The sequence below is a fragment of the Thermodesulfovibrio aggregans genome, assembly GCF_001514535.1.
Taxonomy (GTDB): Bacteria; Nitrospirota; Thermodesulfovibrionia; order Thermodesulfovibrionales; family Thermodesulfovibrionaceae; genus Thermodesulfovibrio; species Thermodesulfovibrio aggregans.
Map to the genome: position 1 here is coordinate 14,573 of NZ_BCNO01000003.1, position 13,899 is coordinate 28,471.

Annotated in this window: 11 protein-coding genes, 1 pseudogene and 1 CRISPR repeat array; of the genes and pseudogenes, 11 read left to right on the plus strand and 1 reads right to left on the minus strand. The window is 37.3% G+C overall.

Going from position 1 to position 13,899, the window contains the following annotated elements; translation table 11 throughout:
* Positions 1-13: 13 nt before the first annotated feature.
* From nifD to TAGGR_RS10770, 8 genes are all read left to right on the plus strand, one after another.
* Positions 14-1,453, plus strand: a complete 1,440-nt coding sequence (nifD, locus tag TAGGR_RS08695) for a nitrogenase molybdenum-iron protein alpha chain (protein WP_059176982.1) — start codon at positions 14-16, stop codon at positions 1,451-1,453.
* Positions 1,450-2,961: a nitrogenase molybdenum-iron protein subunit beta gene (nifK, locus tag TAGGR_RS08700; protein WP_059176983.1), complete on the plus strand. Its 1,512-nt coding sequence runs from the start codon at positions 1,450-1,452 to the stop codon at positions 2,959-2,961. The genes nifD and nifK overlap by 4 nt, the downstream gene beginning before the upstream one ends.
* A 10-nt stretch (positions 2,962-2,971) precedes the next feature.
* A complete protein-coding gene (gene nifE / locus TAGGR_RS10310) occupies positions 2,972-5,515 on the plus strand; it encodes a nitrogenase iron-molybdenum cofactor biosynthesis protein NifE (RefSeq protein WP_082673635.1) in 2,544 nt (847 codons plus the stop codon).
* Positions 5,515-5,919 (plus strand): nitrogen fixation protein NifX, encoded by a 405-nt coding sequence (gene nifX / locus TAGGR_RS08710; RefSeq protein WP_059176984.1) that lies wholly within the window; start codon positions 5,515-5,517, stop codon positions 5,917-5,919. Before nifE ends, nifX begins: the two co-directional genes overlap by 1 nt.
* Entirely contained in the window at positions 5,916-6,233 is a 318-nt protein-coding gene (locus tag TAGGR_RS08715; RefSeq protein ID WP_059176985.1) for a P-II family nitrogen regulator, read from the plus strand. Before nifX ends, TAGGR_RS08715 begins: the two co-directional genes overlap by 4 nt.
* Positions 6,230-6,646 carry a P-II family nitrogen regulator gene (locus TAGGR_RS08720; protein WP_059176986.1) on the plus strand — a complete coding sequence of 139 codons (417 nt, stop codon included), beginning with the start codon at positions 6,230-6,232 and terminating at the stop codon, positions 6,644-6,646. Before TAGGR_RS08715 ends, TAGGR_RS08720 begins: the two co-directional genes overlap by 4 nt.
* A complete protein-coding gene (locus TAGGR_RS08725) occupies positions 6,627-7,511 on the plus strand; it encodes a radical SAM protein (RefSeq protein WP_059176987.1) in 885 nt (294 codons plus the stop codon). The genes TAGGR_RS08720 and TAGGR_RS08725 overlap by 20 nt, the downstream gene beginning before the upstream one ends.
* Positions 7,512-7,832: 321 nt before the next feature.
* Entirely contained in the window at positions 7,833-8,174 is a 342-nt protein-coding gene (locus TAGGR_RS10770; RefSeq protein WP_059176988.1) for a hypothetical protein, read from the plus strand.
* Here TAGGR_RS10770 and TAGGR_RS10315 read toward each other — a convergent pair.
* A pseudogene (locus TAGGR_RS10315) lies at positions 8,119-8,295 on the minus strand (integrase core domain-containing protein); the annotation flags it as partial. The gene TAGGR_RS10770 and the pseudogene TAGGR_RS10315 overlap by 56 nt on opposite strands.
* Positions 8,296-8,541: 246 nt before the next feature.
* Between TAGGR_RS10315 and TAGGR_RS08735 the strand changes: the two are divergent.
* From TAGGR_RS08735 to TAGGR_RS08745, 3 genes are all read left to right on the plus strand, one after another.
* Positions 8,542-9,783 carry a DUF445 domain-containing protein gene (locus tag TAGGR_RS08735; protein WP_059176989.1) on the plus strand — a complete coding sequence of 414 codons (1,242 nt, stop codon included), beginning with the start codon at positions 8,542-8,544 and terminating at the stop codon, positions 9,781-9,783.
* Positions 9,784-9,894: 111 nt separating this feature from the next.
* Positions 9,895-10,092, plus strand: coding sequence for a hypothetical protein (locus TAGGR_RS08740; RefSeq protein ID WP_059176990.1), 198 nt, complete (start codon positions 9,895-9,897; stop codon positions 10,090-10,092).
* Positions 10,089-10,778 carry a hypothetical protein gene (locus TAGGR_RS08745; protein ID WP_059176991.1) on the plus strand — a complete coding sequence of 230 codons (690 nt, stop codon included), beginning with the start codon at positions 10,089-10,091 and terminating at the stop codon, positions 10,776-10,778. Before TAGGR_RS08740 ends, TAGGR_RS08745 begins: the two co-directional genes overlap by 4 nt.
* A gap of 206 nt (positions 10,779-10,984) precedes the next feature.
* A CRISPR array of direct repeats spans positions 10,985-13,897; the repeat unit is 36 nt; unit sequence GTCGCAATCCCTTTTAGATGAGGTCAAGTTTCCTAC.
* The last annotated feature ends 2 nt before the right edge of the window (positions 13,898-13,899 follow it).

Below are 13,899 nucleotides of genomic sequence, written 5' to 3' on the forward strand. Positions count from 1 at the left end.
AAGGAGGAAAAAAATGATAAAAATAATTGAGCAGGATACAGAAAGGTTAATAGAGGAAGTTATTGATATTTATCCTGAAAAGGCAAAAAAAGAGAGAAAAAAACATCTTCTTTCAAATGATCCTGAATGCACATCTTCTACCTGCCAGTTAAAGTCAAATGTAAAGACAATACCTGGAGTGATGACTTCAAGAGGATGTGCCTTTGCAGGCTCAAAAGGTGTTGTATGGGGGCCAATAAAAGACATGGTGCACATAAGTCATGGTCCGGTTGGTTGTGGACAGTATAGCTGGTGGTCAAGAAGAAACTACTACAATGGCAAAACAGGAATAGATACCTTTGTAACAATGCACATAACCTCTGATTTTCAGGAAAATGATATTGTTTTTGGAGGTGACAAAAAGCTTGAACAACTCTGCAGAGAGATAAAAGAGATGTTTCCTCTTGCAAAGGGTATCACTATTCAGTGTGAGTGTCCAGTAGGTCTTATTGGAGACGATATTGAGTCTGTTGCAAGAAAAATGACAAAGGAACTTGGAATTCCTGTAATACCTGTTCGTTGCGAGGGGTTCAGAGGAATAAGCCAATCTCTTGGTCATCATATTGCCAATGATAGCATTAGAGACTGGGTTTTGGGAAAAGTAAAGGGAACCTTAGAAGAGGAAACGCCATATGATGTTTTGATTCTCGGTGACTACAACATCGGTGGTGAAGCATGGTCTTCAAGAAAAATTCTTGAGGAGATGGGATTAAGGGTTATTGCTCAGATTCCCGGAGATTGCACACTAAATGAATTAACCATGTTACCAAGACCAAAGCTTATTCTTGTTCACTGTTACAGGTCAACAAATTATATTGCTCGCTATCTTGAGGAAAACTTTGGAATTCCATGGATAGAGTATAACTTTTTTGGACCAACAAAGATTTATGAAAGCATGAGAAAAATAGCAAAGCATTTTGATGAAAAAATTATGGAAAAAACAGAAAAAGTAATAGAAAAATACAAACCTCTTATGGATAAGGTGATTGAATATTACAGACCAAGACTGGAAGGTAAAAAAGTAATGCTATATGTGGGAGGATTAAGACCAAGACATATTGTTGGTGCCTATGAAGACCTTGGCATGGTTGTTATTGCTACAGGATATGAATTTGGTCACAGGGATGATTATGAGAGAACCTTTCCATTGATGCCAAAAAACTCTCTCATTTATGATGATCCATCCCACTATGAGCTGGAAAAGTTTACTGAAAATCTCAAACCTGACCTTGTGGGATCAGGTATAAAGGAAAAGTATGTCTATCACAAAATGGGAATTCCCTTCAGACAGATGCATTCTTGGGATTACTCGGGACCGTATCATGGATTTGATGGTTTTCCTGTTTTTGCTCGAGATATGGATATGGCTGTAAACAATCCTTCATGGAAACTTATAAGGAGGAAAAGAAAATGAAAATACAAGACCATGTGGAATTATACAAAAGAGAAGACTATAAAGAACTTTTTGAGAAGAAGAAAAAGTTTGAAATACCATGCACTGAAGAGGAAGTAAATGAGGTCTTAGAATACACAAAAACAGAAGATTACAGAGAGAAAAACTTTGCCCGTAAAGCTCTTACAATAAATCCTGCAAAGGCATGCCAGCCTCTTGGTGCATTACTCTGTGCTCTTGGATTCAAGGATACTCTGCCATTTGTGCATGGTTCTCAGGGTTGTGTTGCCTATTTTAGAAGTCATCTGAGCAGACACTTTAAAGAGCCTGTTCCTGCTGTTTCAAGCTCTATGACCGAGGATGCAGCAGTTTTTGGTGGTTTAAGCAATATGATGGAGGGACTTGAAAACGCCTATGCTCTTTATAAGCCAAAAATGTTTGCCATATCAACTACATGCATGGCTGAAGTTATAGGAGATGACCTGAATGCCTTTATTAAGAAGACAAAACAGCAGGGTTTAATACCAGCAAACATTTACACTCCCTATGCAAATACACCAAGTTTTACAGGTTCCCACATTAATGGATATGATAACATGCTAAAGGGAATTCTCAGTTACCTGACAGCAGGTTTAAAGACATCTAAGAGTGATAGAATTAACATAATTCTCGGTTTTGACACCTACACAGGCAACTACAGAGAGATAAAAAGAATACTTAATATCATGGGAGTGCCTTACATTATGCTTGCAGACATAAGCGATACCCTTGACTCTCCAAATGAAGGTAACTATGAAATGTATCCAGGTGGAACTTCTATTGAAGAGGCCATCCATTCAATAAACTCCATTGCAACAGTAGCTTTACAGAAATACTCTACTCAGAAAACAGGCGAATTCATAAAGGAAGTCTGGAGACAGCCCTTTGTCAATGTTCCCTATCCTGTGGGAATAGCCAATACAGATTTATTTATTGATGTGATAAGCCAGCTTTCAGGTAAGACAGTGCCAGATGAACTTATTGAAGAAAGAGGAAGAGTAGTTGATGCCATGATTGACTCATATTCCTATATTCATGGAAAAAGATTTGCCCTTATAGGAGACCCAGACCTTTTGATTGGTTTAATCAGTTTTATTATGGAACTCGGTGGAATACCTGTTCATATAGTATGCACAAACGGTGACGAAGAGTTTGAAAAGGATGCCTATGCAATACTTAAGAATGAGCCTCTCTTTGGGTCAGAGGGAAAGGTATACATAAAGAAGGATATGTGGCATCTCAGGTCCCTTCTTTTCACAGAGCCTGTTGACCTGCTGATTGGAAATTCCTATTGTAAAGCTTTGTGGAAAGATACGGGAATACCTCTCATAAGAGTTGGTTTTCCCATATTTGATAGACATCACATGCATAGATTTCCAATTATTGGATATACAGGTGCTCTTAATTTACTTACTCTTATTGTAAATACCATTCTTGATGAAATGGATAGACAGACAAAAGATTCACCAAGCTTTGATTTGATAAGGTAGGGGTGGGAAAATGATTGTAGAAACATTAAATAAAACTGTTCAAACAGAAAAAAGAGAAAAGCTTTGTAGGGCAAGAGGAGGTGAATCATGCGCCTTTGATGGTGCCATGATTGTGCTACAGCCTATTGCAGATGCAGTGCATCTTGTGCATGGGCCCATATCTTGCTGTGCAAATTCATGGCAGTCAAGGGGAACTATTTCAACTAAGGGTAATTTTCATAAAATGGGTTTTACCACAGATTTGGGTGAACTTGATGTAATTCTTGCCAGCGAAGAAAGACTCAACAGAGCATTAGAATACATAGCTCTGAAATTCAAACCTCCGGCTATTTTTGTCTATTCTACCTGTGTAACAGGACTGCTTGGAGAGGATCTGGAAAGAATATGCCAGGAGGCTTCAAAAAGACTCAAAATTGAAATAATACCTGTTAATGCTCCAGGATTTGTTGGTCCCAAAAATTTAGGGAATCGTATAGCTGGAGAGGTTCTTATTAAGCATGTTATAGGGAGGGAAGAACCACCCTTAATTAGCAAAAGGGATATAAATCTCATAGGTGAATATAACATAGCAGGTGATCAGTTTTTTATTGAGCCTTTGCTTGAGGAGGCAGGTTTTAGAATTCTTTCAAGAATTACGGGTAATTCAACCTTTAGAGAGATAAAATGGGCCCACAGGGCAAAGCTCAATGTAATAGTATGTAGCAGAGCTCTTGTGAATGTAGGTGTGGAGATGGAGAAAAAATATGGAATTCCCTTTGTTGAAGTTTCTTTTTTTGGAAAAACAGAGATTGCCCGTGCTTTAAAAAAGATTGCCAGTGCCTTTTCTGATGCTAATCTGGAAAAAATAGAGAGCCTAATTGAAAGGGAGGAGAAAAAACTTAATGAAAGCCTTCAAGCATACCAAAATATAAAGGGTAAAAGAGCAGTTTTATACACAGGAGGAGTTAAGTCTTGGTCAATGATTTCTGCCTTAAAAGATCTTGAATTAGAGGTTGTTGCAGTGGGTGTGAAAAAGAGCACTGCTGAGGATGAGAAAAAAATAAAGGAACTGGTATCAGAAGACTGCCTGCTTTTTGAGGATACCTCGCCTGCAAATATTTTAAAAATAATGAAAGACAGAAATGCCCATATACTCATTGCAGGAGGCAGGAATCAATACATTGCAATAAAAGAAGGTTTTCCTTTTGTTGATGTAAATCAGGAAAGACATAGGGCCTATGCTGGATACAGAGGTTTGGTTAATCTTGCTGAAGATATAAGCAGGGCATTGAATTTTTATTCTTCCAAGAAAAGTATGAAACCTCAGATAATAGTGAGCAACGCAGAATCCTTTGTTGATCCATTGAAAAATTCTCCCTTTGTGGGTGCTGTGATGGCTTTGCAGGGTGTGAATAAAACCATGCCCATTCTTCACACTGCCCAGGGATGTAATTTTTTGGGTAAAGTTTTGCTTATAAAACACTTCAGAGAACCCATATCAATGATAAGCACAAAACTTTTTACAGAAGATGTGGTTATGGATGGAAAGGAAAAGCTTAAAGGAACAATTGAGAATTTTGCTAAAAAAGGAGCAAAACTTGTTGTATTAATCACGGGTGCACTTTCATACATGAAAGGCGAAAACATTGATGAAGTGGTAAATCTTTTCAAAAATAGGGATTTTAGTTTTTTGCATCTACCTCTTCCTGATTATGATGGAGGAATGCAGTGGGGATATAAAGAAGCTGTTAAAAAAATTTTAAGCTTAATTCCTGCTTCAACTGTAAAAAAGAAACACAGACAGATAAATATAATTGCTGGAGGACATCTTACTCCTGCAGATTTTGCTGAACTGAAGGAAATAGTTAAGTTATTTGGACTTAAACCATTAATTCTGCCAGATTTGTCTTATCTTGATGGAAGTAGAGATTTTTCCAGTATAACAAAGGGTGGAACATCTTTAGAAAATATTGAGCAGATGGCATCCTCAGAATTTACAATTGTTGTGGGGAATAGTCTCGCTGAGGCAGGTGAAGTAATTAAGAAAAAAGCTGGCATAGACTTTAAAGTCATTGGAAGCATGTGTGGAATTAGGGCTAATGATGAGTTTATAGAAACTCTTTCTTTACTTAGCGGTAAGAGAATTCCTGAGAGATTTATAAGAGAAAGAAAAGCTTTGATCGACACTATGAGGGATGCTCATTTTGAACTCACAGGAAGGACAGTGGCTATGGCTTTAGAGTCAGATATGGCATTTCATCTGGCAGGTCTTATTGAAGAGATGGGAATGCCAATTAAGCTTGTGGTAGTTCCTGAAAGAAATGAGGAAATTAAAGTATTGCCTTCTGAAAGAGTTGTCATTGGTTGTCTTTCTAATATTAATGAAAGATATGATTTACTTATTTCAAACAGTCATGCAAAAGAAAGGGCAAAGAAAATAAAAACTCCTTTATATGAGATGGGATTCCCTGTTTATAAAACCTTTGGTTACAACCAGAAGGTAACCATTGGTTATAGAGGAAGCATAAATATTATATGTGACATGGTCAATTTATTATCAAGGGAGGTACAATGATGAAAGTAGCTTTCGCATCAACAGATGGTAAAACTGTCAATGAGCATTTTGGAAGATGTGGTCAGTTTATTATCTATGAAATAGGTAAGGATTGTTACAGATTTCTTGAGATTAGACAATTCTCTGAAGACAGAGACAGGAAAATTGAGGAAAGTAAAGATAATCCTGAACTTCATAATGATTTTGTCTGGGAGAAAGTTAAATCCCTTTCAGACTGCAAAATTATCTATATGACAGAGATTGGACCGCCTTCAGCAGCAAGGCTTTCACAAAAAGGTATAATGCCTTTAAAGGTAATGGAAGGCACTTCAGTGGAAGAGTGCCTTGAGAAACTTTATTCAACCATTAAAACATCGCCACCACCGTGGCTCAAAAAATTAATAAATAAGGAGGAAAAATCATGAAAATGATCAGAGCATTTATAAGACCGGAAAAAGAGCAGGAGGTTGTACTTGCTTTAGAAGGAGCTGGATTTCCATCGCTTACAAAAATGCCAGTTTTTGGAAGGGGAAAACAGAAAGGAATTCAAGTAGGACCTATTCATTATGATGAACTTCCAAAAACATTAATCATGATGGTTGTAGATGATAAGGATGTGGAAGAGGTAGTTAGAATAATTCAGGATAAAGCTCGCACAGGATTTATTGGTGATGGAAAAATATTTATAAGTAATGTGGAACGAGTTTTTACAATCAGAACAGGGGAGGAGAAACTATGAAAGAGATTATTGCCATAATAAGAAGAGAGAAAACACCTGAGACAAAAAAAGCTCTTGAAGATATAGGTTTTGCATCTTTAACACTCCAAGGAGTTGAGGGAAGAGGCAAACAAAGAGGAGATACCTGCATTGAGCTTGATTCAGATTTACCAGAAAGCTTTTGCACTGCTGTAAAGCTTAAGCCTACTCCGTCAACCTATGCCCTTGAGCATACTTTACCAAAGGTTGCTCTTTTTGTTCCAAAAAGAATGCTCACAATTGTTGCTCCGGATGAGATGGTAGAGATCATTGTAAACAAGATAATGGAAGTAAACAGAACAGGTAGACATGGTGATGGAAAAATTTTTGTTTGCCCTGTTGAAATGGCATTAAGACTTAGAACAGGAGAGAAAAATGAAAAAGCTATTGTTTGATCCAAAAATATTAAAAAGACATCCCTGTTTTTCAGCAGAGGCTCATCATAAATTTGGCAGAATTCATCTTCCCGTTGCACCTTTTTGCAATATTAAATGCGGATACTGTGACAGGAAATATAACTGTGTTAATGAGTCAAGACCAGGAGTATCAAGTATAGTTGTAAGCCCTGAAGAAGCGATAAACAGAGTGAGAGAGATATTTGATAGGGGGCAAAACATCTCTGTTATTGGTGTGGCGGGTCCTGGAGACCCTTTAGCAAACAATTCAACATTTGAGTTTTTTGAAAAGGTAAAAAAAGAGTTTCCAGAAGTTATACTTTGTCTTTCCACCAATGGACTTTATCTGCATGAAAAACTGCCACTCTTAAAAGAATACGGAATAAAGACAATTACAATTACTATCAACGCTGTGAAAGAGGAGACTGCCCAAAAAATTTACTCATGGGTATCCTACGGAGGCAAAATTTACAGGGGAAAAGAAGCTTCAGAAATACTTTTGTCCAATCAATGGAGGGGTTTCAGAGAAGCATCAAAAGAAGGTTTTTTCATCAAGATAAATACGGTTCTAATTCCCTCTGTCAATGAAGAGGAGATTCCAGCTATTGCAGAACTTGCAGGCAGTATTGGTGCAACAGTTATGAACATCATCCCACTTATTCCACAGGCTGATTTTAAGCATTTACAAAGACCTTCTCATAAGATGCTTAATAGCTTAAGAGAACATTGCTCTCAATATATTTCTCAGATAACTCATTGCAAACACTGCAGGGCAGATGCATATGGAGTTCTTGGAGATGACAGAGATATCGAGCTTGAGTTACTAAATGCAAGAATTGGGGAGGTTTATTCCGAATATGTTTGAAAAAAATAGTCAAATCTTACATTATAGGCAATGTGTTTTTTGAGTGGTTTATTGCGAATATGTCTGAAAAAATATGGAAGACTTTATAATTTTCCGACTTAGAATTACATTTTAGTAATACTAAAATTATTTTGTTAAAGGATCTCAATGGTCTGAAAACGTTAAAACACATATGCGACATTAGGGGATAATGGATCATTATGCAAAAGCATACCCTATTTTTAATAGAATACGAGGCTGGAGGAGGTTTCAGAGTATGTTTGCCAGCATTAGAAGATTTTAGAAAATGAAGTAGCACAGCAAAGACTAAAGATTATCAAGTTGTATGAGAAGCATAGGGAGGAAGCAACAAAAGAAGCATTTGAAGTTGACAGGAAATTAATAAGCAAATGGAATAAAAGGCTTAAAGAAAATGGTGGAAGCCTTGAGGCATTAGTGCCAAACAGCATACGTCCTAATAGGGTGAGAAAGTCAAAGGTAGTATCTGAGATAATCTATTTTATAAGGAGTTTAATAGAAAAGTATCTGAGATTAGGTAAAGAGAAAATAAAGCCCCTTTTCCTGAGTTTATCTGTATTAGTCAAGACTTGGTCTGACATTTCGGATTTTATATCTCTTTTCCTAAATTATAACCTATCATTTTTTCCTTTCCAAGATGAATAGTATCTCTAAATGTTTGCAAGGGTGTTTTTCCATGACAGTATTTTCCACTGTGTGGTCTCTCTTCATTGTAATGTATAATCCATTCATCTATATCTGTTTGCAACTCTTCAATACTACTATATGAAAATTCTCACTGAAAATTGACCCGGTTTTTTTCATGAAAATTTACAAAGACCTAACTTAACTTCCAAAAATTTTTCAGATTATATCAAAACAGTGCTGACAACAGTATGTCATTGTTCATATTGTTTTCCGTTGACATTATGCAAAAAAATCTGATTATCATATCTCTATTATGCTTTCTACAAAGTTTCTTAATAATCTAAAAAGACAAGTTTCTTCTGAGAAAGAGTTGTCGGTTTTAAAGATGAAGAGATTGGCTACAGGACTTCTTCTGCTCATGCTCATTACTTTTATCCTTTCTAAGAATCTTGAAAAGTCCTATCCGTTTTTTAAAATCATCACAGCCTTTTCCGAAGCAGCTATGGTAGGTGCTCTGGCAGACTGGTTCGCAGTTACAGCCTTATTCAGATATCCAGTAGGTGTAAAAATTTTCAGGTTCGTTCCATTCTTAGGTCCAATGATATATAAGCACACTGCGATAATACCTAATAATAAAGACAGAATTGGTGAAACACTGGGAAATTTTATTGAAACCCATTTTCTGACTCCCCAATCAATTAAAAACAAGCTTGAACAGGAAGACCTAACTCTTAGATTTGCCAGATGGTTAAATAAAAGAGAGACAACTGAGAAAATAACCGAAGAATTTTGCAATTTCATCCCGCAAATAGTTTCTGTATTGGATGATAAAGAAATAAAAAGATTTATCAAAGATAATATAATTTCAGGGATAAAATCTCTCGATCTCCCGTCATTGTTAGGCAACATTCTTGATGTTTTAACATCAAAAAATAAGCATCAGGAGATATTTGAATATCTGATCAAACTTATAAGAGGTCTTTTTTATGAGTACAAACCAGAGATTTACAGAAGAATAAATGAGGAAACTCCGTGGTATCTCGAGATTTTTGGTGTTGACGAAACGATATATAACAAAGTTGTGATAAATGTGGAAAATACACTTGATGCAATGCTCAATGAGCCCTATCATGAATTCAGAATTAAATTCAACAATGCTGTGTATGGACTCATAGATAAATTGAAAAACTCCTACGAATATAGAGAAAAAGTGGAAAAGATAAAGGAAGAAATAATCTTAAATCCAATCCTTCACAGATATATCGAGAGAGTTTGGGATGACATAAAGGAGATTGTCTATCGGGATATTAAAAATCCCGATTCAAAGACAAAGTCCTATTTATTTTCATTTTTTCAAAGCCTGAGCACCAAGTTACTTGAAGAAACACAGATAAGGATTAAAATAAACAGCTGGATTATCAATGCCGTGGTTCACATACTTGAAAACAACAAGAAAGCCATCAGTAATCTCATTTCAGAACAGGTAAAAAAGTGGGATACAAAAACCATGACAGATTTAATAGAGTTGCAGGTAGGAAAAGACATCCAGTATATAAGGATAAATGGTACAATTATCGGTGGTTTTATAGGAGTGTTAATCTATCTTCTGTCACTTATTTTTTCATAAAAATACTTTAGCATTCAATCTGACAACATGCTGTCAATCATGTTTTGCTATAATTTAAAAGAGATTGAAAATTGATGACTTATAAAATATAATTGTTAAAAAGGAGAAGAAATGCCTATTTATGTGCCAAAAACAAAGAAAAAAGTTAAGTGTAAGAGTTGTGGCAAAGAGTTTACCATAACTGTTGGAGGATATGGTGATGCCCCAAAAACTCCTGAAGAGTATCACAATCTGTTTAGAGATTTGAAAACATTTGAAAATTTAAGATGTCCTAAATGTAACTCGGACGATATTGAGGTTATAGAATGAGGATATTTATCAAAGGAAAAGCTGTTCCCTTTGCAACAAAGCTGGAAAAAGACTGGAAGGAAACGCTGAGAAATCAAATACCATCGCAAAAAGAAGGTATCACTTACAGAGGTTTGAAACTTATATTTCATCTTGAAAGTTTGCATCACAACAAACAGCCCTTTGATCTTGACAACCTCGTTGAGCCAGTTTTATCTGTTCTTGTAAATGAAAAGGGTTACTTTGGAGGGAAGAGAGCCAATATCATCTGGTGGTATGCAAGGAAGACAATAAATGCTTTTGAAGGAGTTGAGATTGAACTATCAAAGAATTCTCCTCCGTCAATCAAGGGAAAGTTGCTGATAGATGATATTTATTCAGGTGAGATGCCAAGGTCAGCAAAATCAAAAGAAATTCCTGAATGGTTGGCTTCAAAAGGTATAAAGCCAGCAAAACAGGGAGATAAATTCTCACTACATCTATCCTTCCCAGAGAGAATAAACATAGGTGACATAGCAACAGGAGTTGTTAAATCAACAATAGACTGTCTCTATCCATTAATTGGCGGTACTGCAGGCTCTCCAGAGGATTGGAGAATAGATGAGATGTTGGTGGAAAAGGGCAATTTTTCAGATATTTTAATAAAAATATTTGCAGGAGGTGAAAAGAAAAAGAAGAAACTGTTAATCAGTCGCAATCCCTTTTAAATGAGGTCAAGTTTCCAAGGGCGGGCTCTCCTTTGTCATTGCGAGGAGCGTCAGCGACGAAGCAATCTCGCCTCTCTCTCGTCATTGCGACCCCGAGCACAGCGAGAGGGACGCAATCTCTTCGTTTCAACTCTGTAGAAATGGAAAGACTGCTTCAGGTGGAATGCCACCCTCGCAGTGACAAATATGCTTGCTCAACACTGAAAGTCGCAATCCCTTTTAGATGAGGTCAAGTTTCCTACTCAATAAGGAGGGAAAAATGGAAACAAAAGGTCGCAATCCCTTTTAGATGAGGTCAAGTTTCCTACAAAAACAATAAATGAAAGGTTAAATAGAAAATGAGCAGTCGCAATCCCTTTTAGATGAGGTCAAGTTTCCTACATGGCAGAGGGGAAGGTTGAAGAGAATAATAGGTCGCAATCCCTTTTAGATGAGGTCAAGTTTCCTACTCTTCAGTGTTTACTTCTGGGTTGACTATTTGTCGCAATCCCTTTTAGATGAGGTCAAGTTTCCTACTTCCTACCTCTGACGGCATGAGCAGAGACACAGAGTCGCAATCCCTTTTAGATGAGGTCAAGTTTCCTACAGATTCCAGCTGAAGATGGTATAAATGAAGTTGGTCGCAATCCCTTTTAGATGAGGTCAAGTTTCCTACAAAAAAATACAAGAAGAAAATAGAGAAAATCAGATGGTCGCAATCCCTTTTAGATGAGGTCAAGTTTCCTACATTCGGGCATGAAGAGAGTGTCTTTGAAATAGGCGGTCGCAATCCCTTTTAGATGAGGTCAAGTTTCCTACAAACGAGCAATAGAAAAACACATGTTTAAACGGATAGAGTCGCAATCCCTTTTAGATGAGGTCAAGTTTCCTACTGAATATTGGCTTGCACAAAGAATAGGAAAAAGTAGTCGCAATCCCTTTTAGATGAGGTCAAGTTTCCTACCGCACCTCACCACAAGAATTATATTTGGAAGTTAAATGTCGCAATCCCTTTTAGATGAGGTCAAGTTTCCTACTTAATGCTATCATGCAAGGTAGCAAAAAGCCTTTTTCTGTCGCAATCCCTTTTAGATGAGGTCAAGTTTCCTACATCCCAGGTCTGAAGAAGGACAAGGGTAAGAAGGTCGGTCGCAATCCCTTTTAGATGAGGTCAAGTTTCCTACTTAGCAGAAAAGGAAGCAGAAATAGAAAAGATAAGTCGCAATCCCTTTTAGATGAGGTCAAGTTTCCTACGGGATGGTTGTGGTGAACGCACCTCACCACAAGAAGTCGCAATCCCTTTTAGATGAGGTCAAGTTTCCTACTTTTTGATTAAGCTGTAAAACAACATTTTTTAAGGGTCGCAATCCCTTTTAGATGAGGTCAAGTTTCCTACCTCCTGCTCCTGCTGTGGAGCAGGAAGATTTACAAAGTCGCAATCCCTTTTAGATGAGGTCAAGTTTCCTACCTCACCACAAGATTTGATAATTGAAGTTAAATGGGTCGCAATCCCTTTTAGATGAGGTCAAGTTTCCTACGTAAAAACATTGTGGTTGATGATGTTGAAATAGGAATGCAGTCGCAATCCCTTTTAGATGAGGTCAAGTTTCCTACGAAGATTTAAAAATTGAAGAGATTGAAGCGCCCGAAGGTCGCAATCCCTTTTAGATGAGGTCAAGTTTCCTACAACCAGTTAAGTTTATGGGCAAATGATTTAATAGAAGTCGCAATCCCTTTTAGATGAGGTCAAGTTTCCTACTACATCAGGATGCCAAGTGGGGTTCCTCTACATGTCGCAATCCCTTTTAGATGAGGTCAAGTTTCCTACGTAAAAATGAGAAATGAATTAGTAAAAAAAGCATGGAAGTCGCAATCCCTTTTAGATGAGGTCAAGTTTCCTACGTGAAACATACGGCCAATTAGATTTGGAGTTTTTCATGTCGCAATCCCTTTTAGATGAGGTCAAGTTTCCTACTTATTTCAAAAGATTTATTCACATCCTGTGATGAGCGTCGCAATCCCTTTTAGATGAGGTCAAGTTTCCTACACGTCACATTTTGCACAATATTATACAGATTTTTACGTCGCAATCCCTTTTAGATGAGGTCAAGTTTCCTACAGTTTTAGAGATTATGAGGAGTTTAATCGGTTCAAGAGGTCGCAATCCCTTTTAGATGAGGTCAAGTTTCCTACGAAAGGAAATGGAGAGAATGAGGGCATAAGAAAATTAGGTCGCAATCCCTTTTAGATGAGGTCAAGTTTCCTACGATGAGCATGATGTTATTGAGACAGGGGCATTGGTCGCAATCCCTTTTAGATGAGGTCAAGTTTCCTACATGCAAGAAGCAAGAGAAGTTTTTGAGGAATTAAGAGAGTCGCAATCCCTTTTAGATGAGGTCAAGTTTCCTACTGAAGCCCTGCATTAGCAGGGTAAATAAAAATTAAAGGAGTCGCAATCCCTTTTAGATGAGGTCAAGTTTCCTACACATTTATAGGGAGTGGGAGCAAAAAACAGGATTTCGTCGCAATCCCTTTTAGATGAGGTCAAGTTTCCTACGGAGGAGTAAAATGGAAAACAAGACTAAGATTATTGAGTCGCAATCCCTTTTAGATGAGGTCAAGTTTCCTACTCTCATAAAAATTGTAACCATAATAATATAGCCATGTGTCGCAATCCCTTTTAGATGAGGTCAAGTTTCCTACTGCTAAATGAATAGGAATAAAAAGAAGCAAATCCGGTCGCAATCCCTTTTAGATGAGGTCAAGTTTCCTACTTCAGAGGAGTTTTTTGATACGGCAGAGGATAGAGTGTCGCAATCCCTTTTAGATGAGGTCAAGTTTCCTACAGGTTAGTTCTGGTGAGGAATGTGACGGTTGAGGAGGGGTCGCAATCCCTTTTAGATGAGGTCAAGTTTCCTACTTCCTCTCAACTACCAAAAACGGAAAGAAAGCAGTAAGTCGCAATCCCTTTTAGATGAGGTCAAGTTTCCTACTTTTGATGAATTTACAGGATGCAACGGTTATGAATGGTCGCAATCCCTTTTAGATGAGGTCAAGTTTCCTACTTTACGCATTCCTAAGGTATTCTTTGATTGGAACGATGGGTCGCAATCCCTTTTAGATGAGGTCAAGTTTCCTACTT

Coding starts and splice junctions, on each gene's coding strand:
- nifD (WP_059176982.1), top strand. CDS start 14: ATGATAAAAATAATTGAGCAGGATACAGAAAGGTTAATAGAGGAAGTT.
- nifK (WP_059176983.1), top strand. CDS start 1,450: ATGAAAATACAAGACCATGTGGAATTATACAAAAGAGAAGACTATAAA.
- nifE (WP_082673635.1), top strand. CDS start 2,972: ATGATTGTAGAAACATTAAATAAAACTGTTCAAACAGAAAAAAGAGAA.
- nifX (WP_059176984.1), top strand. CDS start 5,515: ATGAAAGTAGCTTTCGCATCAACAGATGGTAAAACTGTCAATGAGCAT.
- TAGGR_RS08715 (WP_059176985.1), top strand. CDS start 5,916: ATGAAAATGATCAGAGCATTTATAAGACCGGAAAAAGAGCAGGAGGTT.
- TAGGR_RS08720 (WP_059176986.1), top strand. CDS start 6,230: ATGAAAGAGATTATTGCCATAATAAGAAGAGAGAAAACACCTGAGACA.
- TAGGR_RS08725 (WP_059176987.1), top strand. CDS start 6,627: ATGAAAAAGCTATTGTTTGATCCAAAAATATTAAAAAGACATCCCTGT.
- TAGGR_RS08735 (WP_059176989.1), top strand. CDS start 8,542: ATGAAGAGATTGGCTACAGGACTTCTTCTGCTCATGCTCATTACTTTT.
- TAGGR_RS08740 (WP_059176990.1), top strand. CDS start 9,895: ATGCCTATTTATGTGCCAAAAACAAAGAAAAAAGTTAAGTGTAAGAGT.
- TAGGR_RS08745 (WP_059176991.1), top strand. CDS start 10,089: ATGAGGATATTTATCAAAGGAAAAGCTGTTCCCTTTGCAACAAAGCTG.